This window comes from Hoylesella nanceiensis DSM 19126 = JCM 15639 (assembly GCF_000379965.1).
Classification (GTDB): domain Bacteria; phylum Bacteroidota; class Bacteroidia; order Bacteroidales; family Bacteroidaceae; genus Prevotella; species Prevotella nanceiensis.
Map to the genome: position 1 here is coordinate 1 of NZ_KB904333.1, position 19,383 is coordinate 19,383.

At 38.3% G+C, this 19,383-nt stretch carries 17 protein-coding genes and 1 pseudogene; 5 read left to right on the forward strand and 13 right to left on the reverse strand.

Annotation, left to right across the window (positions count from 1 at the left end; genetic code table 11):
- Positions 1 to 153 (forward strand): annotated as a pseudogene (locus A3GM_RS11635) (IS4 family transposase); the annotation flags it as partial.
- 84 nt (positions 154 to 237) lie between these two features.
- Here the strand turns inward: A3GM_RS11635 and A3GM_RS11185 are convergent.
- The 4 genes from A3GM_RS11185 to A3GM_RS0108930 all read right to left on the reverse strand — a co-directional run bounded on the left by A3GM_RS11185 (position 238) and on the right by A3GM_RS0108930 (position 4,767).
- Positions 238 to 1,671, reverse strand: a complete 1,434-nt coding sequence (locus tag A3GM_RS11185; RefSeq protein WP_018363025.1) for a glycosyl hydrolase family 28-related protein — start codon at positions 1,669 to 1,671, stop codon at positions 238 to 240.
- A gap of 478 nt (positions 1,672 to 2,149) precedes the next feature.
- Positions 2,150 to 2,935 (reverse strand): TatD family hydrolase, encoded by a 786-nt coding sequence (locus A3GM_RS0108920; protein ID WP_044124492.1) that lies wholly within the window; start codon positions 2,933 to 2,935, stop codon positions 2,150 to 2,152.
- Positions 2,936 to 3,060: 125 nt separating this feature from the next.
- Complete coding sequence (locus tag A3GM_RS0108925; protein WP_025830157.1) at positions 3,061 to 4,038, reverse strand: polyprenyl synthetase family protein; 978 nt, start codon at positions 4,036 to 4,038, stop codon at positions 3,061 to 3,063.
- A 12-nt stretch (positions 4,039 to 4,050) separates the two neighbouring features.
- The gene (locus tag A3GM_RS0108930; RefSeq protein WP_052310841.1) at positions 4,051 to 4,767 is read right to left on the reverse strand and encodes an energy transducer TonB; all 717 of its coding nucleotides are present in this window, start codon (positions 4,765 to 4,767) and stop codon (positions 4,051 to 4,053) included.
- Between the two features lie 178 nt (positions 4,768 to 4,945).
- Here A3GM_RS0108930 and porQ point away from each other — a divergent pair, with 178 nt between their 5' ends.
- The 4 genes from porQ to A3GM_RS0108950 all read left to right on the forward strand — a co-directional run bounded on the left by porQ (position 4,946) and on the right by A3GM_RS0108950 (position 8,792).
- On the forward strand, positions 4,946 to 5,890 hold the full coding sequence (gene porQ / locus A3GM_RS0108935) for a type IX secretion system protein PorQ (RefSeq protein ID WP_018363029.1): 945 nt from the start codon (positions 4,946 to 4,948) through the stop codon (positions 5,888 to 5,890).
- A 49-nt stretch (positions 5,891 to 5,939) separates the two neighbouring features.
- Positions 5,940 to 6,632 (forward strand): (d)CMP kinase, encoded by a 693-nt coding sequence (gene cmk, locus A3GM_RS0108940; protein ID WP_018363030.1) that lies wholly within the window; start codon positions 5,940 to 5,942, stop codon positions 6,630 to 6,632.
- Between the two features lie 250 nt (positions 6,633 to 6,882).
- Positions 6,883 to 7,449, forward strand: coding sequence for a xanthine phosphoribosyltransferase (xpt, locus tag A3GM_RS0108945; RefSeq protein ID WP_018363031.1), 567 nt, complete (start codon positions 6,883 to 6,885; stop codon positions 7,447 to 7,449).
- On the forward strand, positions 7,449 to 8,792 hold the full coding sequence (locus A3GM_RS0108950; RefSeq protein WP_018363032.1) for a nucleobase:cation symporter-2 family protein: 1,344 nt from the start codon (positions 7,449 to 7,451) through the stop codon (positions 8,790 to 8,792). Before xpt ends, A3GM_RS0108950 begins: the two co-directional genes overlap by 1 nt.
- 367 nt (positions 8,793 to 9,159) lie before the next feature.
- Here the strand turns inward: A3GM_RS0108950 and A3GM_RS0108955 are convergent, their stop codons facing one another.
- From A3GM_RS0108955 to A3GM_RS0108995, 9 genes are all read right to left on the reverse strand, one after another.
- Entirely contained in the window at positions 9,160 to 10,047 is an 888-nt protein-coding gene (locus tag A3GM_RS0108955) for an RluA family pseudouridine synthase (protein ID WP_018363033.1), read from the reverse strand.
- A gap of 273 nt (positions 10,048 to 10,320) precedes the next feature.
- Positions 10,321 to 11,751, reverse strand: coding sequence for an NADH-quinone oxidoreductase subunit N (locus A3GM_RS0108960; protein WP_018363034.1), 1,431 nt, complete (start codon positions 11,749 to 11,751; stop codon positions 10,321 to 10,323).
- Positions 11,752 to 11,785: 34 nt separating this feature from the next.
- Positions 11,786 to 13,291, reverse strand: a complete 1,506-nt coding sequence (locus A3GM_RS0108965) for a complex I subunit 4 family protein (RefSeq protein ID WP_026216173.1) — start codon at positions 13,289 to 13,291, stop codon at positions 11,786 to 11,788.
- A gap of 1 nt (position 13,292) precedes the next feature.
- Positions 13,293 to 15,254: an NADH-quinone oxidoreductase subunit 5 family protein gene (locus tag A3GM_RS0108970; protein ID WP_018363036.1), complete on the reverse strand. Its 1,962-nt coding sequence runs from the start codon at positions 15,252 to 15,254 to the stop codon at positions 13,293 to 13,295.
- An 8-nt stretch (positions 15,255 to 15,262) separates the two neighbouring features.
- Positions 15,263 to 15,571, reverse strand: a complete 309-nt coding sequence (gene nuoK, locus A3GM_RS0108975) for an NADH-quinone oxidoreductase subunit NuoK (protein ID WP_009228717.1) — start codon at positions 15,569 to 15,571, stop codon at positions 15,263 to 15,265.
- On the reverse strand, positions 15,568 to 16,092 hold the full coding sequence (locus A3GM_RS0108980) for an NADH-quinone oxidoreductase subunit J family protein (protein ID WP_018363037.1): 525 nt from the start codon (positions 16,090 to 16,092) through the stop codon (positions 15,568 to 15,570). Before A3GM_RS0108980 ends, nuoK begins: the two co-directional genes overlap by 4 nt.
- A 3-nt stretch (positions 16,093 to 16,095) precedes the next feature.
- The gene (locus A3GM_RS0108985; RefSeq protein WP_018363038.1) at positions 16,096 to 16,707 is read right to left on the reverse strand and encodes a 4Fe-4S dicluster domain-containing protein; all 612 of its coding nucleotides are present in this window, start codon (positions 16,705 to 16,707) and stop codon (positions 16,096 to 16,098) included.
- A 12-nt stretch (positions 16,708 to 16,719) separates the two neighbouring features.
- Positions 16,720 to 17,802: an NADH-quinone oxidoreductase subunit NuoH gene (nuoH, locus tag A3GM_RS0108990; protein ID WP_018363039.1), complete on the reverse strand. Its 1,083-nt coding sequence runs from the start codon at positions 17,800 to 17,802 to the stop codon at positions 16,720 to 16,722.
- 2 nt (positions 17,803 to 17,804) lie between these two features.
- Positions 17,805 to 19,373, reverse strand: a complete 1,569-nt coding sequence (locus A3GM_RS0108995; RefSeq protein WP_018363040.1) for an NADH-quinone oxidoreductase subunit D-related protein — start codon at positions 19,371 to 19,373, stop codon at positions 17,805 to 17,807.
- Positions 19,374 to 19,383 lie beyond the last annotated feature (10 nt).

Genomic DNA, 19,383 nt, shown 5'->3' on the forward strand with positions numbered 1-19,383 from the left:
ACCTGCATCGAACGCATTCTTCGCATTTTAGGAGAAATACTTGGAATGACGCCCCAATACCTTATGGCTACAATCAGCGGAAACGACAAAGAGATGAGCAAAATCCTTGTAATGGCTGAAGCGTTGGAAAAATGGGACGAAGTATGTGGATAGTCTGCATAACTTCTGTTAGGCATGTGTTAACAGTCAATGGATATGGGGGAAGACAGACAAAGGAAAATGAGAAAAGTTAGTGTTTTAAGGGGTGGGAAACTTTAGTATATAATTATTATATATCTTATGGCCATCTCCTCCATATATTGCTACACCTCCAGCACGCCAGCCAAGCTCTATGGTGTTATAGGCAAAAATATTATTGTCTGCCGACTTTGGTCCTTTACTGTCATCAGGCCACACTGCCAACCCATCATCACCATTATTACGGATAGAACAGTTATAAACTGCAGAATTGGAAGTACCTATACAGAAGTTAACACCATCAGCATAGTTGTTTCTTATACGGCAGTCTATCACCTTTACATTCTTAGAATAGTCTATTTTGCCATTGTAATCGCCAAACCAGAAACCACACTCAAAGTGCTCTTCCCATATATTGCGGAACACTGTACCTGTTCCCCATACGTCCATAAAGCACTTATAGATAGCACCTTCGCTGTATCGTGAATGTAAACCCGAGTTAATATACATATTACTAAACTCGATATTGCTACAAACACCATCTAATTCCGCTGGTACTCTCTGGCCATTTCTTTCCGAATAACCTGTCCAACCACCTGAAATACCGCCTCGTTCAATGGCATCTTCTGTGAATTGTAGATTAGTATACCACATACCAGCACCTGTGATGGTTATGTTTTCAACATTAACTCGCCAAACGTTAGATAAATGGAATGTACCTTCAGGAATATATATGTTTTTATTCTGCTTTCGAGCATCTGCAACAGCTTTCTCAAAAGCAGGTAAATCGTCTTTTCCATCATCAGGAATTGCACCATATTCTTTATCCGTTACATCGATAAAGTTACCTTTTTTATTAGGAACAATAGGATCAGGAATTTGTTCTGTTTCAATAAAGTCTACTCCATATTTCAATCCTCCCGCACCAGTAGAGCGTATTTGTATTCTTTGCCCTGGTTGTAATTCTTTCTTCAACTTAAAGTGAACTTCATCAAAAGCAAATGCAGGAACGCCACCATTAGGTTCGTCCGAAGGAGCACCGATGGTGAAATACTGATAAGAATACCTTGAACTTACGTTGATTGTTTGGTTGTATTTTCCATCAACATACACATCTAAGGTTCCATCGAGCCCTTTTCCGTTGGGCGAATCGGGCATGGTAAAGCGAACAGTAACACCTTTTGCTTTTGTGTTTAGTGTCCATTCGAGAGCCGAACCATTAGAAGGCAAGCTTACATACGATTGTCTCGACGCCTGAGAAGCAAGGTTTCTGCGTTCCCATTTGGGCGAACTTAACAATTGAGCACCACCTATTAACTGCGCTTCTTCTGAATCATAGCGAGTATAAGGCATACTTGCTCCCACTCTTCCATCGACCTTTGCCACGTCGATTGGATAGTCATCTGCTACTGATGCTTCCATACTGATACATGGAACCATTGCAACCGCTATAAATGCAAGCGATTGACACCAATAAGAAATGTTTTTCATCATGTTTGATAAATGTTTAATTACACATAAGTTTTTTATTTAAAATATCTCCATTGCCAGTCTTTCCGTTCTATGTTCTAATTATATAAATGTTACAAAAGGTATGTTTCTGAGACGAATAAAACTGACTTTACAAATTTACTAAATAGTGTTTGATTATGCTTTGAAACAATAATTCTTTTAACAATAAATATCACTAGTCTTAAACCTTAAATATCTCATTAAGTTTTTACACTACCCTCACACTTCAAAAGACATCTTAACTCATTCAAAATGAAAACAATATTAAATATAACAACTTGGTGAATACTATAAAAAGCATTGCTTTTAAAGTGTAAAAGCAATGCTATTCAACAACAAAAGCATTGCTATTGACATGCAATAACAATGCTTTTATAACAATATCTTTTTATTCTTTTTAAACAGATGGTTTGTGCTTGAAAAAGAAGAGAACAAATTTTCTATTCTACCGTGATATCAACTATACTTTAATATTAAAAATTCTTTCTACATTTTCATTTGTTTGTCGTGCTATTTCGTCGATAGAAACGCCATAGCTTTCAGCAAGTTTTTGTGCCACTTCCACTACAAATGCACTCTCGTTGCGTTTTCCTCGATGTGGAACAGGAGCCATATAAGGACTATCTGTCTCTAAAACGATGCGATTAAGAGGCACTGCTTTAGGCAAAACTTCGGGCAAGTGACTCTTCTTAAAGGTTAGAACTCCACCTATTCCCAAGCTAAAATTAGAGAATTGCAAAAAGCTTTCAGCCTCTAATTCATTACCAGTGAAACAGTGAAACACTCCTCCAGGAAGCTCTTTTGCATAGGGTTTCATCAGTTTTACCATCTCGTTTTGAGCCTTTCGACAATGAATCATCAACGGAAGACCTGTCTCTATCGACCATTTTAGTTGTTCTTCGAAAGCCTCTAACTGCTCTTTTTCGAACTCACGAGACCAATAAAAATCTAACCCCACCTCGCCTATTGCGATAAAATTAGACTCACTATTTAAGTAAGATTTCATGTCTTTCAACACCTCTTTATAGTTCGCATCAACACCTTCAGGATGTAATCCAAGCATAGGATAAAGCACATTGGGATATTGTTTGCAAAGAGTTAAGATGCTTTGAACCGACGATTGGTCGATAGCAGGTAAGAACATACGACCTACCCCAGCCTCTTTTGCACGTTGAACCACCTGCTGAAGGTCGTCAGAAAAGTCTTCGACATCTAAATGAGCGTGTGTATCTACTAATGAAATCATTCTTTTTATATTATATTCTTGTGCCATTCCACCTTTGAAAACAATATCAATAGTCTGTTTTCAGAGTGCAACAGCACCATTTTTTTATTTATGGGAACAATAAGTAACAAGACGAAGAATAAAACTTAATAGTTTCTCTTCATCATTCGTGCCACATAATCTGTTAATTCTTTCTTTATTTCGTTGCTTAAAGGCACTGCTGCAAGATATTTCTTACTCTCTTCGAAATAAAAATTAATCTTTTTTTGCGCCAACACATCAATTCCAATGGCGTTATACAAAGCAGTTACTGCCTCAATTTTCTTTTGTTCATCTTCAACATTGGTGTTGGCTATCCACATTTCGAGTTCCTTTCGTTGTGTTTCATTTGCCTTGCTTAAAGCATTAATCAACATAAAGGTCTTTTTATTCGATGCAATATCTCCTCCAATAGCTTTACCAAATACTTTTGAATCGCCATAAACATCAAGGTAATCGTCTTGCAATTGGAACGCTAAACCAATCAATTCGCCAAAACGATAGAGGTTATTTGCATCTTCAGAAGGTGCTCCTGCCAAGATAGCACCAATCTTCATAGAACAAGCCAGCAACACACTTGTCTTTAAACGAATCATCTCTATATATTCGCTTTCTGCAACATCGTTACGCAATTCGAAGTCCATATCATACTGTTGTCCCTCTCCAATCTCTAAAGCTGTGATGGTAAACAGGTCTAAAACCTCTTTAAGTTTATCTACATTACATTCTGCAAGCAACTTATAAGCAAACACTAACATCGAATCTCCCGATAGAATTGCAGTGTTCGCATTCCACTTTTTATGCACAGTTGGCTGACCTCTACGCAAGAGAGCGTTATCCATTAAATCGTCATGAAGTAGCGTATAATTGTGATAAGTTTCCAAAGCAGATGCCACTGGCAATATGCTTTGTGGATCGTTCTTATATAACTGATAGGTAAGCAACATCAACATAGGACGAATTCTCTTTCCTCCCATCGATAACGAGTATTTAATTGGCTCGTAAAGCGATACTGGTTTTCGGTCGAAAACAATACTATCAATATATTGATTAAGTGTTTGTAAAAGTTCGTTTGATGTAAACATGTTGGTAATAAATTAGAGTTGAAAAACTACAGGAATTGAAATTTTGGTCTGACATGGTTTTCCTTTCGCCATACCAGGTCGCCATTTAGGCATTGTTCGCATCACTCTCATCGCCTCATTATCGAGCAATGGGTGCACATTCTTTTCTATTTTGAGTTCTGTTACACTTCCATCTGTATTGATAAGAAACGACACTAACACCTTTCCTTCTATCTTTGCTTGCTGCGCTTGCTTAGGATATTGAAGGTTCTTGGTTAACCATTTCATAAAAGCAATAACACCTCCGGGAAACTCAGGCAATTCTTCTAGCAACTGCTTGTTAATCTCTTCATTGTCATTAACAGGCTTTTCAATAATTGCTTTATCGATCTTTGCATCAGGAATTTCAGCCTTTCCGTCTCCAACTAACAAGGTATTGTTTTCTAAAGGCGGTTTGGTGGTGTGTTCTACGTGCTCGTTAACCAACTTAATGTTGTTGGTTATCAACTTTTTGGTAGTGGGTTTAGGAGGTGCAGGCACTGTTGGTGGAACTGGAGCAGGTATTAAATCGCTCTCTTTAGGTAGCTTTTTTAATACTTCTTCGTCTACATCATAATCGTCATTGCTCATTGGTGAATATTCGAGAATGGTATAAATACAAGAGAATATAAGAACTAATGCGAGTAAAAAATGTGTTACCCGTTCATTACCTCTTGTTCTTCTATCATTATTTGGCATTTTATTTACCATTCTATTCTTCGCTTATAAAGTAGAGAAAACCTATTCCACATCATGCGGACTCAATGCAAAGGTAGTGCTATTTTTTTTATTAACTCGCTACAAAAACATAAAAAAGAGTAGTAAGTAAACTAAAATCAGTATCTTTGCATTTGGTTTTCAACCAATAACACACATTGAATAGAACCCTATGAGTAAATACATCATAACGTTTTTCCTTATATTTCAAGTCTTAAATGCTAAAGCACAAGAAAGCAAAACAGCATATAATTTCTTGCGATTGCCTGTTTCTGCTCATGCTGCAGCATTGGGTGGAGAGAATATTTCACTAATAGAAGACGACGAAGCATTGATATTTCACAACCCTGCCCTATTGTCTTCGGTTAGCGATAAGACCATCAATGTAAACTATATGAATTACATGAAAGGCATCAACTCGTTGTCGGCAGCTTTCAATAAAACGATAAAAGAAAAGGCATCTGTGGCTTTCTCGGCTCAATATCTTAACTATGGAACACTGCAACAGACTGATCCTTCGGGCTATATAACAGGCTCTTTCAGTGCAAAAGATATCTCGGTGGCTGGTTATTTCTCGTATATCTTGGCAAAAAACGTGGCTGGTGGTATCGCTGTTAAATTCATTACCACTAACATTGGCAATTATAATTCAATTGCAATGGGTGTTGATTTAGGTTTAAACTATTATGAACCCGATTATGATTGGTCGGTGTCTATTGCCTTAAAGAATTTAGGTGGACAGCTAAAAGCATTTGATGACGAATACGAAAAGATGCCTCTTGATGTGCAATTAGGCGTAACTAAGCGATTTACGAATACTCCTTTCAGAGCATCTCTAACGCTTTTCGACCTCAATCACTGGAATTATAAATTCATTCAACATGTTAATGCAGGCTTAGATGTTATCCTAAGCGATAACATTTGGGTTGGAGCTGGCTACAACTTCAAGCGAGCTAACCAAATGAAGTTATTCACTAACGACACAAGTTCAGCACATGGAGCAGGCTTATCGCTAGGTGCTGGTTTAAATCTTGAGCGTTTTAAGTTGAATCTTGCTTATGGAAAATACCACGTTTCGGGTTCTTCTCTATTGATAAACGTAGGATATAGCCTATAAAAAGCATGCAAATAAAACTATTACGAACAAAAATATAAAGCACAATAATATGAAAAAGATAACAATTGCCATCGACGGTTTGTCGTCATGTGGTAAGAGTACTATGGCAAAAGACCTTGCAAAAGAGGTGGGATATGTTTATGTTGACACTGGAGCAATGTATCGTTCGGTTACTTTATACGCTCTTCGTCACAACCTTTTCAATAGCGATGGTTCTATCAAAATTGAGGAATTAAGAGCAGAAATGCCCAACATTCATATTTCATTCATCATCAATGAAGAAACAGGACGCCCTGAAACCTATCTCAATAATGAGAATGTAGAAAAAGAGATACGCTCTTTAGAGGTGTCAAACCATGTGAGTCCTATTGCCACTATCGACTTTGTTAGAACTGCACTTGTGGCTCAACAACAGCAAATGGGCAAAGAAAAAGGCGTTGTTATGGACGGAAGAGACATTGGAACAGTGGTTTTTCCCGATGCAGAACTAAAGATTTACGTAACCGCTTCGGCCGCTGTTAGAGCGCAACGACGTTATGATGAGTTGCAACAAAAGGGCATGCCAGCTAATTACGACGATATTTTAAAGAACGTAGAGGAAAGAGATTATATAGATAGTCATCGTGAAGTGAGTCCTTTAAGAAAGGCTGATGATGCAATTGAGTTGGACAATAGCAACCTAACTATTGACGAACAAAAGCAATGGTTGATGTCGCTTTTCAACGAAAAGACCAAAGATTAATACCTCTACTCCACCTTATTATATATAAAGCAACATAGTATTATATAGCATTAGGAGATAAATTATCAAGCCAAGGATAGTGCCTTATAACCCCAATTGTGAGTTATGAGGTACTATTTTTAATGTACTAAAAAAGAGAAAGTGCACCATTGGATAAAAAGAATAAAAAAAATGCAACAAAAAAGTATAGCAATAGCTTGTTTTTTGTACCTTTTTTAGTACTTTTGCATGCATTATTTAAAGTAATGCAATGAAACAATTAAAAGACCGAATACTTAGCGATGGACGTTGTTTCCCTGGCGGTATTCTTAAAGTAGACGGCTTTATTAACCATCAAATGGACCCTAATTTGATGAAATCCATTGCCGTGGAGTTTTCAAAACGTTTTGACTTAAAGGGCGTAAACAAAATTTTAACTGTAGAAGCATCGGGCATTGCGCCTGCAATTATGATGGGTTTCTTACTCGATTTACCTGTTGTATTTGCCAAAAAGAAAAAGCCTTCTACCATGTCTAATATGCTTTCAGCATCTGTTTTTTCTTTTACTAAACAGCGTTCATACGACATTTGCATCAGTAAAGAATATCTTCAGGAAGGCGATACCGTTGTGTTTATCGACGATTTCTTGGCTTATGGAAATGCAGCAAAAGGCATTATTGAACTTTGCGAGCAAGCTGGTGCGACCATAAAAGGCATGGGCTTTATTATAGAAAAATCGTTCCAAGACGGCGGATCCTATCTTCGTAACAAAGGAATAGACGTGCAAAGTCTTGCAATAGTAGAATCTTTAGATAACTGTGAAATAAAACTCAAATAATGAAAAACGAACAAACAACCCGAGAACTCATTTACGGTCTAAACGATAGACCGCCAGTTCGTGAGGCTCTTTTTGCTGCCTTACAACACCTTCTTGCCATTTTTGTGGCAATAGTTACGCCTCCTTTAATCATTGCAAGTGCCCTCAAACTTGATGTTTCCACAACTGGATTCCTCGTTTCGATGGCACTTTTTGTTTCAGGTATTTCAACATTCATTCAATGTAGACGCATTGGTGGAATTGGAACAGGACTTCTTTGCATTCAAGGAACAAGCTTTTCATTTATAGGCCCTATCATTTCTGCGGGCTTAGCAGGTGGACTTCCTGCCATCTTTGGGGCTTGTATGGCTGCATCTGTAGTGGAAATGGCAATAAGTCGCTTATTGAAATACACACGAAAGATTATTACTCCACTTGTTTCTGGTATCGTTGTTACACTCATTGGTATGAGTTTAATAAAGGTAGGTATCAACGCTTGTGGTGGAGGTGTACAAGCAATGCAAGACGGAACCTTTGGTTCTTTCGACAACTTAGGTCTTGCAGCCCTCGTACTTGTATCGATTATTATCTTCAACCGCAGCAATAACCGCTATTTAAGAATGAGTTCTATCGTTATAGGACTTATCTTTGGCTATGTGGCTGCATACTTCATGGGTAAGGTTCACTTTGATGCTGTTAGCTCTTATGGTGGCTTTAACCTTCCTATTCCTTTTAAATATGGTGTTAGCTTCCCTATTTCTTCAATCATTGCATTAGGTATTATCTACATGATTACTGCTATTGAAGCTTACGGAGACATCACAGCTAACTCGCTTATTTCAGGCGAACCAGTTGAAGGAGAAGTGTTTATGAAACGTGCTTCAGGTGGTATTCTTGCAGATGGATTCAACTCTATGCTTGCAGGTGTATTCAACTCGTTCCCTAATTCAATATTCGCTCAAAACAACGGAATGATCCAATTAACTGGAGTTGCAAGCCGTTATGTAGGTTATTACATTGCTGCTTTCCTTGTTATCTTAGGTTTGTTCCCTGCAGTAGGTCTTATCTTCTCGATAATGCCAGACCCAGTGCTTGGTGGTGCTACTCTACTTATGTTCGGAACAGTGGCTTCTGCAGGTATAAGAATTATCGCTTCGCAAAAGATTGACAGAAAGGCTACACTCGTGTTAGCACTTAGTTTCTCTCTTGGATTAAGCGTTGAGATGGTTCCAGAGATTCTAAATCAATTCCCAGACACTATTAAAAACATCTTCGCTTCTGGTATTACCACTGGTGGTTTAACTGCTATCATTGCTAATGCTGTTATCAGAATAAAGGAAGATACTAAAAACAAAGAGGCTTAATTATTGTCTCTTGCATTTTAAATAAGTACGCACTAAGAAGTAGGCGGTTACAAGAGAGAGTGTAACTAATTTACTTTTTAGTGCGTTTCTTTATGACTTTAAAAGAAGACACCTTGAACTGACAAATCAATGAGTTTGACTTTCTAAAAGAAAAGCTATCAACTTACAATGTAAAAGGATGGATATAAGCCCCTAAAAGCAATGATATTGCAACACAAAAGCAGTGCTTTTATTTCTATTTCTGTAAGGACTTGATAGTAAGCGACATTGCCTTTTGCAAAGAAAGGCATCAACAAGAAAGCCTATAGCATCGATATAGATACTATAGGCTCTTTTATTTTAAGCTGAGAACAAACCTTAATGAGGTTTATTTCACGATTCGTTTGAAGTCTGAAGGAATGGGTGTTTCGAACTGAAGGGGCTTATGTGTAATTGGATGGTAGAACGCAAGGATATAAGCATGAAGACAAAGGCGTCCTATTGGGTCATCACCATTACCATATTTTGTATCTCCACACACGGGATGTCCCATGTCGGCAGAATGCACACGAATTTGATTTTTACGCCCTGTTTCGAGCTTATACTCTACAAGTGTGTGATAAGCGGTGCGTTTAATCACGTGAAAATGCGTTACTGCATACTTTCCTCCGTTATCAAAAGGACACGAATAGGTAACAAACATTTTGTTGTCTTTCAACCAATTGGCAATGGTTCCTTCGTTTTCGTGTACTTCTCCACTTACAACTGCCATATAACGGCGATCGTAAACAATGTTATGCCAGTCTTCTTCGAATAGTCGCTCCACTCGTTTATCTTTGGCATATACCATCAAACCACTTGTTTCTCTATCTAAACGGTGCACCACATGGGCATTACATTTTTGCTTAGAACGCATCAAATAGTCGTCGAGAACGGCCTTAACATTAAGCGATCCACGTCCTACTGGCATAGAAAGGATTCCTGCTTTCTTATGCACTACAATGATATGATTGTCTTCATAAACAATATCAACATACTTGCTTCTAAACAAATTGTTGCGTTTTGTTTTACTAATGGCAATCTTCATACCTGGAGTTAATGGATAATCATACTTTGTTGTGATTTTTCCATTCACCTTAATGCCTTGTCCTGCTAATATATCTTTTAGTTTATTACGGCTCATTGTGGTGACGTTGGTTACAAGCCAGTTAAGCAATGTGTCTTCAACTTTAACCACATAATGGTCGTAATCGCCTTTTTGCATCTTTTGAATCATAACTTTTTGAGATGTATTGATTGAATGGATACTGCATAACAACTGCTTTTAGATTGTTTTTGTATCCTTTTGCTAGTGCAAATTTAGTGATATTCTTTTGAATAAGAACGTAATATACTTTGCTAAATGCTTTTCTTTATTACCTTATTTCATTTTTTAAGCAAAGCAAGTGAGCAGAAAATATGAAAAAACCACCTACAAAATTAAATTCTGTAGGTGGTGATATGAATAATATAATACTACTCTATTGTAATAACAGAGAATAGTTCTATCTTATATTGTCACATTAGCTGCGATGTATTCAAAGATACAAGAGCATACACCGAACAACAATACACCTATGGTGCAAAGTGCAAGTGTGATCTTTGTGTTAACATCTGACTTGAATGTTGGCAAAGGATTCTCACTTTTGTTGATATACATTGCTTTTACTATCAATAGATAATAGTATAAACTTACAACGGTGTTGATCAAGGCAATGAACACTATTACATAAGAAAGTGTTGAGCCTTGCTCTACTGCAGACATAAAAACGAAGAACTTACTGAACATACCTGCAAATGGAGGAATACCACCTAATGAGAACAAAGCAAGGGTCATGATGAACGAAAGCTTTGGATTGGTGGTGTATAAACCATTATATGCCTCGATGTCGGTAACTCCATTGTTACGCTCTTCAATAGCACCAATAATTGCAAATACTGCAAGGTTGGCTACAACATAAATCAACACATAATATGAAAGTGCTGCTATACCCATTGCATTGTCGGCAACTACTGCCAACATAATATAACCTGCTTGTGATATTGAACTAAATGCCATGAAGCGTTTTAGCTCTGTTTGGCGAATTGCAAAAAGGTTTCCAATGGTGATACTCAATACAATTAGGATGTAAAGAAGTATTTGCCAGTGCTCAACCATATTTACAAACACTTTCATAAGAATGGTTAGTGACGCAAAAGTTGCAGCTCCCTTAGATACTACAGACAAGTAACCTGTAACTGTTGTTGGCGCTCCTTGATAGGTATCTGCTGTCCAGAAGTGGAATGGAACCAATGATATTTTGAATGCTAAACCACTGAAAAAGAACACCAAACCTGCGATGGTTAGAGGTGATGCTGTGATAAGTGATGCGCAATCGTTGAAATACAATGTTCCTACAGCTCCGTAAATAAGTGAAATACCGAACAACATTACACCGCTTGAGAAGGTTGCTGTAAGTATGAACTTAGCACCTGCTTCTGCTGAATTGTGACGATATTTGTCGAATGCCACTAGACATGCCATTGGAACTGACGCCATTTCGAGTCCTAAGAAGAATAAAAGGAAGTGTCCTGCACTTACCATCATGTTCATACCCAACAATGTTGAGATGATTAAAAGGTAAAATTCTCCTTCTTTAAAAGATGTGTCGTTACGTTGTAACCATGTACGACTTTGAATGAAAACTAGCAGTGTACCCAACGCAAGTATTGTTTTAATAACACTTATTGATGAGTTGGTTTGATACATTCCACCAAAGGCTTCCATGGCAACTGATGGCTGAAAGTTCAACACAAGATGTAGCAACATAAGCACACACACCAATGGATTGAACCAACGACGTTCTTTTCCAGCTGAGATAAAGTCGGCAATAAAGGTAATAACCAATAGTGCCATTAAACTAACCTCTGGCTGCATTGTTAGAAATTGACCGTAATTCATTATCTAAAATATTTTTTATTGCGATGAATAATACTTACATTGTTGCTACTGCACCAAATGTGTGAATGTGGTGTAACAATGGACCTAAGCTGCTGTTGATGATGTCGCTTGCCCAGAATGGTGCAATACCAAGAGCTGCAACACAGAATATTAAACAGATAACTGAGAAACGTTCGTCCCATGTTGCATCTGTCAATTCTTCAAAGTGTGGGTCAGCAACTTTTCCATACAAGATCTTTCCTACTGTTCTTAGAATGTACACTGCTGTTGTTACAATACTTGTACAAGCAATGATGGTACAAACTCTGTGGAAGGTATCACCATTTTCAAATGAACCTACAAAGACTGTCATCTCTGCAACGAATCCACTAAATCCTGGAAGACCAAGGTTTGCAAGACCAGCAACTACATATCCAACACTAAGGAATGGCATAATCTTCATCAAACCACCTAACTGACGGATATCTCTTGTATGTGTTCTACCATAAATCATACCGATTAGAGCGAAGAACAAGGCTGTCATCAAACCGTGAGACAACATCTGAAGTACTGCTCCTGTGCATGATGTTTGAGTCATCATCAATAAAGCGAAAAGCACTAAACCACAGTGTGACACTGAAGAATAAGCATTGATATATTTCAAGTCGGTTTGAACACAAGCTGAGAATGCACCATATACAACTGAACAGGTTGTGAGGATAAGGAATATCCAAGACAAATCGTGAGCTGCATTAGGTAATAGATACATCGCAATACGGAAACATCCATATCCTCCTAACTTCATCAATACACCAGCATGGAGCATTGAAACGGCTGTAGGAGCTGATGCGTGACCATCAGGAGACCATGTGTGGAATGGGAAAAGGGCTCCAAGAACACCAAAACCAATAAACACAAATGGGAATAGAACATTTTGAACTCCACTAGGAATATTGTGAAGAGCAGCTAACTCTTGTACATTCATGGTTGTTGCACCACTGAAGAAGTAGATACCAAGAATACCAATGATAAGTAAAGCCGAACCTCCCATAAGCATAAGGGTTAGCTTCATAGCTGCATATTCTTTCTTACCACTACCCCATACACCAATAAGAAGGTACATTGGGATAAGCGCTACCTCGTAGAACATGAACATTGTGAACATATCTGTCGAGATAAAGAATCCATAAACACCTATAGATAGAAGAACAAACCAAAGGAAGTATTCTTTTGTTAAGGGCTTTAACTGCCAAGAAGCAAAGGTTCCTGTAAACACAATGATACTAGATAAAAGGATCATCACAACAGAAACGCCATCAACGCCTACACTATAAGCGATATTCAACGACTTAAACCAGGGCACACTGTAGGTGAACAACATTGGATCTGTATTGCCTGCATTGCGCATCTGAATGAAAGTAATGGTTAACCAAGCTGACAATGCTAACAAAGCAGTTGCACCAACAACCATTACACCACGTATTTGTGCTAGATTTCGGCTTAACCATAAACCCAACAACATAATTACGGGAATGACTACAAATAATGTTAATATGCTCATTTTAGTTCAATATACTAAGTAATACTAATGTTAATGCAACGGCACCAGTTAAGAACCATGCTGCATATTTACGTACATCACCACTTTGCCATGGACGAATTGTCTCTGCACCTTCATTTGCTCCCCATGCAAGGAAGTCGAATGTACCATCGATAACATGCTTATCGAACCATGCGATAGGTGTACTTACAAAGCGGAAGATAATCTTATGAGTAACAAATTGCCATACTTCGTCCATGTAGAAACGACGATATGCTGCCTTATGAAGTGTTGGGAATGTTTTAGCAAGCTTGTCTGCAAATGGTGTTTCTTCACCTTTGTACATAATAGTCGCTGCAATAATCGCAACAACTGCTAAACCAACACTTGTTAAAGCTACGTTCCAATGGATGTGAGTAGTGAAACCTATTCCGTTAGCAGATACATATTGTCCGAAAGGAATAAAGCCACAAAGAACTGTTATGATTGATAAGAATATCAAAGGGAAGGTCATTGTTAATGGCGCCTCATGTGGTTTGTGTGCTCCATTATCAATATTTGCTTCGTAATAGCTCTTGCCCCAGAAGATTACATAATACAAACGGAACATATAGAACGCTGTCATCATTGCTATTCCACTCATTATTGCTCCCATGAATGGGCTGAAGTGGTAACAAGCAACAAGTATTTCATCTTTTGAGAAGAATCCACTGAAAGGTGGAATACCTGAAATAGCAAGACAAGAGATTAAGAAGGTGATATGAGTTATTGGCATATACTTACGTAAGCCACCCATATATGCTTTCTCGTTTGAATGTACTGCGTGAATAATACAACCTGCTCCAAGGAATAAACATGCCTTAAACATAGCGTGAGTAAACAAATGGAACATACTAGCCATATAGCCTAAGCCTTCTACATCAGCATATTCTTCTGTGTGCGCAACGGCATTTGTTGCTGCATCTGGTAAGCAAACACCAAGTGCAACCAACATAAAACCAATCTGAGAGATGGTTGAGAACGCCAAAACACGTTTGATATCGCTTTGTACACAAGCAACTGCTGCTGCATAAAAAGCGGTGAATGCTGCGATATAAGCAATCCAATGAAGTTGCTCTGGAGCATATTGTACGAACAAGGGGAATAGACTTGCGGTTAAATAAACACCAGCAACAACCATCGTTGCAGCGTGAATTAGCGCAGAAACTGGTGTTGGTCCTTCCATAGCATCGGGCAACCAGATATGCAATGGGAACATTGCACTCTTACCAGCACCACCGATAAACATCAAGAATAGAGCCCAAGGAAGTATCGATGCAGCAGCTGCTGCCTTTCCAGCAAGCTCTGGCATTGCTGTAAGATCATAGTTAAAGGTTCCTACATAATAACTATATACAAGGATACCAATAAGGAAGAACAAGTCAGCAAAGCGTGTAACGATGAACGCTTTCTTTGAAGCTGATACCGCAGCTTGCTGTGGATAGTAGAAACCGATTAGCAAGTATGAGCTAACTCCCACTAACTCCCAGAATAAATACATTTGGAAAATATTAGTTGCAACAACTAATCCGAGCATAGACATTGTAAACAATGAGAGATAAGCATAGTAACGTTGGAAGCCTTTCTCGCCATGCATGTATCCAAATGAGTAGATATGCACCATAAAACTAACAGTAGTGATTACCACCAACATCATAACTGAAATTGGAGTGAGGCGGAAACCAATATTGAAAGTTAAGAATTCATTGAAATGAAGCCAGTTAATATTAAATGCAGTGATGGTTGGATACAATCCATCAGCTCCTCTACCTTGAATTAAGAAATACTCAATTGCAGTGTAAAGAGATAATGAAAAAAGTGTTCCTAACACCAATGTTCCTATTAGACCAGCTACTTTATGACTCATCTTCATACCTGCCAAACCAAGAACAATGGCAGAAAGTGCAGGTAAAAGAAGTATTAAAAAGACAAAACTGTAATCCATAATCCTTTTTAAAATTTCATGTTTTCAATACCGTTCACCTGATCATTCTTCAGATTATGGTACACATTAATAATTATAGCAATGGCAACAGCAGTCTCTGCGGCTGCAACTCCCATCGAGAATAATGTAAAGAAGAATCCTTCTGCATTATTAGGGTGAAGCATACGATTAAAAACTGCGAAGTTAATATCCACTGAGTTCAATACTAACTCAATAGAAATGAGCATCGCTATTAGGTTTCTTCGTGTGATAAAACCAAATACTCCTATAAAGAATAATAGCGTACTAAGCGCTAATAAAGCATATACTGAAATCATTTTTTATCCTCCTTTCGTGCAATCATTACACCTCCGATGATACATGCCAATAGGAACACTGAGATAAACTCAAAAGGAAGGGCATATTGTCCTTTCTCTGTTCCAATCAAAGTCGTACCAACTTCGTGCATACTAACTTCTTTCGCTAGACCTAAATCCACGACATTACCAATGAATTCATTCTTTGCAAAGATCACAAGGAACATCACTAAGCCCACTAAAGCCACAAGAACTCCGCCCAAAGACTTCTTCAAGCTGAATGATTCTTGCAAACCTTGTAGGGTTCTTTTTGATACGAGTTGAATTGCAAAGATATATACCATAGTGATACCACCTGCGTAAATAGATATCTGAGCGGCTCCTAAGAAGGTGTAACCTAATAGGAAATAGATGCCAGCAACGCCGAACAACACAAACAAGAGAAAGGTTGCAGCACGCATAATGCGTTTTGTTGTAACGCAAACGATAGCCGATCCAAGGATAATTACGGCTAAGATACAAAACATAATTAAGTTTGCCATAGTTTATTTTTCCTCCTCTGCTTTTGTTGTTTCTACATTGTTAGCAGCTTCTGCCTCTGCTTTAGCCTTCGCAGCATCAGCTTCTGCCTTTGCTTTTGCAACTGCAGCCTTAGCTTCTTCTGCTTTCTTTGCGTTCTCTGCATATTGCTTCATTTCCTCTTCTGTTGGTGGATTATTAAGATGTTCCACTAAAACATTTCTGTTAAATACAGAGTGTTCGAAGCTATTAGAGAAATGAATAGCATCGTAATTACATGCATTCACGCACAATTGGCAAAACATACAGTCACCAAGGTCATACACATAGTCTTGCAATAGACGCTTTTTCTTACCATCAGGGGTAACAACGTTATCCCATTTTATGCGTATTGTGCCATTGGGGCATGCAGATTCACACATTAAACAAGCCACACATTTATTCTTACCTTCTTCATCATGGGGCATAATCAATGTACCACGATGACGTGCAGAGATGTGAACTGTTTTTCTATTCTCGGGATACTGCTCAGTGATCTTTGGTGTAAAATACTCTTTCCAAGTAACACCCATACCTGTAAGGAGACTCTTTGCAGTTTCTTTTATCCCTCCGAAATATGTTGTTTTTTTATCTTCCATTTCGTCGTAGATTTAAAAATGCCAGCCAAAAGCAACCATAATGGTCATTAACACTAAGTTAAGAAGGCTCAAAGGCATTAAGTATTTCCATTCGAGTTTCAATATTTGGTCGATACGAAGACGTGGGAAAGTCCACTTAATCCATAGCAACAACCAAATGAGCATAAAGGCTTTAGCCAAGAACCACACAATACCTGGGATATAATCCATCACTTGGTTAAATCCATCAAGGCCATTAATATGAAGTGGCATCCATCCTCCTAGGAAGACAGTAGCGGCTGTTCCAGCTACAATAAACAAGTTTAGGTACTCAGCTAGATAGAAAAAGCCGAATCCCATACCTGAATATTCAGTATGATAACCTGCTGTTAGCTCACTTTCTGCTTCGGCTAAGTCGAATGGTCCACGGTTAGCTTCAGCGTTACCAGCGATTAAGAACACAAAGAATGCTATTAAAGCAGGAACGTGTCCTTTAAAAATTAGCCAGCCATCTGCTTGAGATTCTACTATACCACTTAGCTGCATCGTTCCTGTTAGCACAACAGCAGTGATAAGACATAAGCCCAAAGACATTTCATAAGAAATCATCTGAACAGCTCCACGCATAGCAGAAATAACACTAAACTTATTGTTAGAGCTCCATCCTGCAACGAAAACGCCCACTACACCAATACTTGATATAGCGCTCATCAAGAACACTCCAACATTAAAATCTAAGATCGAAGCTCCTTTATTCCATGGAAGGAAGGCGAAAGCACCTACCGATCCAACGAGAACTAAGAAGGGAGCCATATAATAAAGTAGCTTATCAGCCTTGTCAACAGGGAAGATTTCCTTTATCAACATCTTGATAACGTCTGCAAATACCTGCAGAACTCCCCAAAGACCAACACGCATTGGACCTAAACGACATTGGAAGTAAGCACATACTTTACGTTCCATAAAAATAAGAATGATTGCCAACACGGCATAACCTAATAAGATTAGGAGAGCCACAATCACACATTCTATCAATACCGACATACCATCTCCTAATCCAAGAGTATTTCTTAGGAGTAAGTCGAACCATGTTGTTACTTCTTTAAAATCAAACATAATTATCTATCTATATCTGGTATTACATAATCTAAAGATGCTCCAACCGCAATAAGATCGGCAATTTTCTCACCTCTACACATTTCATCTAGAGCAGAAACAAGTGGCAATCCCATTGGACGGAATTTCAAACGATAAGGCATTTTATCACCCTTTGAATCAAGATAAACTCCAATTTCACCTCTACTACCTTCACAAGAGAAATACCATTGTCCCTCAGGAACACGGATAACAGCCTTTTGTTTGATATAGAAGTCACCTTCTGGAATATTATCTATCAATTGTTCAAGGATGCGAACACTTTGTTCAAGTTCTGCCATACGCACAAGATAGCGGTCATAGCTATCGCCATGTGTGAAGGTGATTTCATCGAATTCCACCTTATCATACATCGCATAAGGATGATGTTTGCGCACATCATTAGCCCAACCAGTTGCTCTACCAGTACCACCAGTACAACCATAGCTTATCGCATCTTCTTTACTTAGCACTCCAACACCTTTGAAGCGGTTCATAAAGATACGGTTGCTTGATAGAATATCATGATATTCTTTGAACTTAGGTTTAAGGTATTTGCAAAGCTTTTTAACGTTTTCAACTAAGTTTACGTCGATATCTTCTTGGCATCCACCTATTCTATAATAGTTTTGAATAAGTCGTCCACCAGTTGTTTCTTCCATAACATTAAGCACTTCCTCACGATCTCTCATGCCATAGATAAACGCTGTCAATGCACCAAGATCCTGACCGCAGCAGCTATAGAACAATAAGTGAGAGTCGATACGTTGCAATTCGTCCATAATAGTACGAATATACTTAATGCGATCGCTAAGTTCCACACCCAAAGCTTCCTCTACTACGCCTACTAAAGCATGACGAGTTTGCATCGCACTCAAGTAGTCCAAACGGTCTGCGAAGCCTAATGTTTGCGGATAAACGAAGCCTTCAGAAATCTTTTCGATACCTCTGTGGATATAACCGCAGTGGGGATAGATTTTCTTAATGGTCTCACCATCAAGGATTGTTTGAAGTCTTAGCACACCATGTGTTGCTGGATGCTGAGGACCAATATTCACAACGAAGTCATCATCGTGAAATAATGGTTTGCGTTGAGCAACAAGTTTGCCTTCTTTATCAAGCGAATATTGAAGTGTATAATCAGGTTCTGGATCGTCGAAAAGATGATATTTGTTCTTTTCAGGATCCATATCATAGTCTTTACGCATTGGGTATCCCACGAAGTCGCTACGCAAGAAGATGCGACGCATATCAGGGTTACCAGTAAAGATGATACCAAAGAAATCATAAACTTCACGTTCAAGAATCTCTGCTGCTTTCCATAAATGACTCACCGAAGGGATATAAGCCTCATTACGGTTTGCATTTACCGCCTTAACCGACATTCTTTCGTGTGTTAAGGTGTTTTCTAAAATATAGATACAGCCGAGTCCTTCTTCTCCGAAATCTTCACCAACAATAGTAACAAGGAAATCAAAATGTTGGTCATTCTTTAGCTTTGCCATTTCAGTAGCAAAACTATTCAAATCGAATTGTATATTATTCAGTTTCATTTTAGTCTTC

Bases quoted from the DNA above. Each gene is read 5' to 3' on its own strand.
- A3GM_RS0108995 (WP_018363040.1), bottom strand. From the start codon at position 19,373: ATGAAACTGAATAATATACAATTCGATTTGAATAGTTTTGCTACTGAA.
- A3GM_RS0108930 (WP_052310841.1), bottom strand. From the start codon at position 4,767: ATGGTAAATAAAATGCCAAATAATGATAGAAGAACAAGAGGTAATGAA.
- A3GM_RS0108980 (WP_018363037.1), bottom strand. From the start codon at position 16,092: ATGGCAAACTTAATTATGTTTTGTATCTTAGCCGTAATTATCCTTGGA.
- A3GM_RS0108950 (WP_018363032.1), top strand. From the start codon at position 7,449: ATGAAAAACGAACAAACAACCCGAGAACTCATTTACGGTCTAAACGAT.
- xpt (WP_018363031.1), top strand. From the start codon at position 6,883: ATGAAACAATTAAAAGACCGAATACTTAGCGATGGACGTTGTTTCCCT.
- cmk (WP_018363030.1), top strand. From the start codon at position 5,940: ATGAAAAAGATAACAATTGCCATCGACGGTTTGTCGTCATGTGGTAAG.
- A3GM_RS0108920 (WP_044124492.1), bottom strand. From the start codon at position 2,935: ATGATTTCATTAGTAGATACACACGCTCATTTAGATGTCGAAGACTTT.
- A3GM_RS0108925 (WP_025830157.1), bottom strand. From the start codon at position 4,038: ATGTTTACATCAAACGAACTTTTACAAACACTTAATCAATATATTGAT.
- nuoK (WP_009228717.1), bottom strand. From the start codon at position 15,571: ATGATTTCAGTATATGCTTTATTAGCGCTTAGTACGCTATTATTCTTT.
- A3GM_RS0108985 (WP_018363038.1), bottom strand. From the start codon at position 16,707: ATGGAAGATAAAAAAACAACATATTTCGGAGGGATAAAAGAAACTGCA.
- A3GM_RS0108970 (WP_018363036.1), bottom strand. From the start codon at position 15,254: ATGGATTACAGTTTTGTCTTTTTAATACTTCTTTTACCTGCACTTTCT.
- A3GM_RS11185 (WP_018363025.1), bottom strand. From the start codon at position 1,671: ATGATGAAAAACATTTCTTATTGGTGTCAATCGCTTGCATTTATAGCG.
- A3GM_RS0108955 (WP_018363033.1), bottom strand. From the start codon at position 10,047: ATGATTCAAAAGATGCAAAAAGGCGATTACGACCATTATGTGGTTAAA.
- porQ (WP_018363029.1), top strand. From the start codon at position 4,946: ATGAGTAAATACATCATAACGTTTTTCCTTATATTTCAAGTCTTAAAT.
- A3GM_RS0108960 (WP_018363034.1), bottom strand. From the start codon at position 11,751: ATGAATTACGGTCAATTTCTAACAATGCAGCCAGAGGTTAGTTTAATG.
- A3GM_RS0108965 (WP_026216173.1), bottom strand. From the start codon at position 13,291: ATGAGCATATTAACATTATTTGTAGTCATTCCCGTAATTATGTTGTTG.
- nuoH (WP_018363039.1), bottom strand. From the start codon at position 17,802: ATGTTTGATTTTAAAGAAGTAACAACATGGTTCGACTTACTCCTAAGA.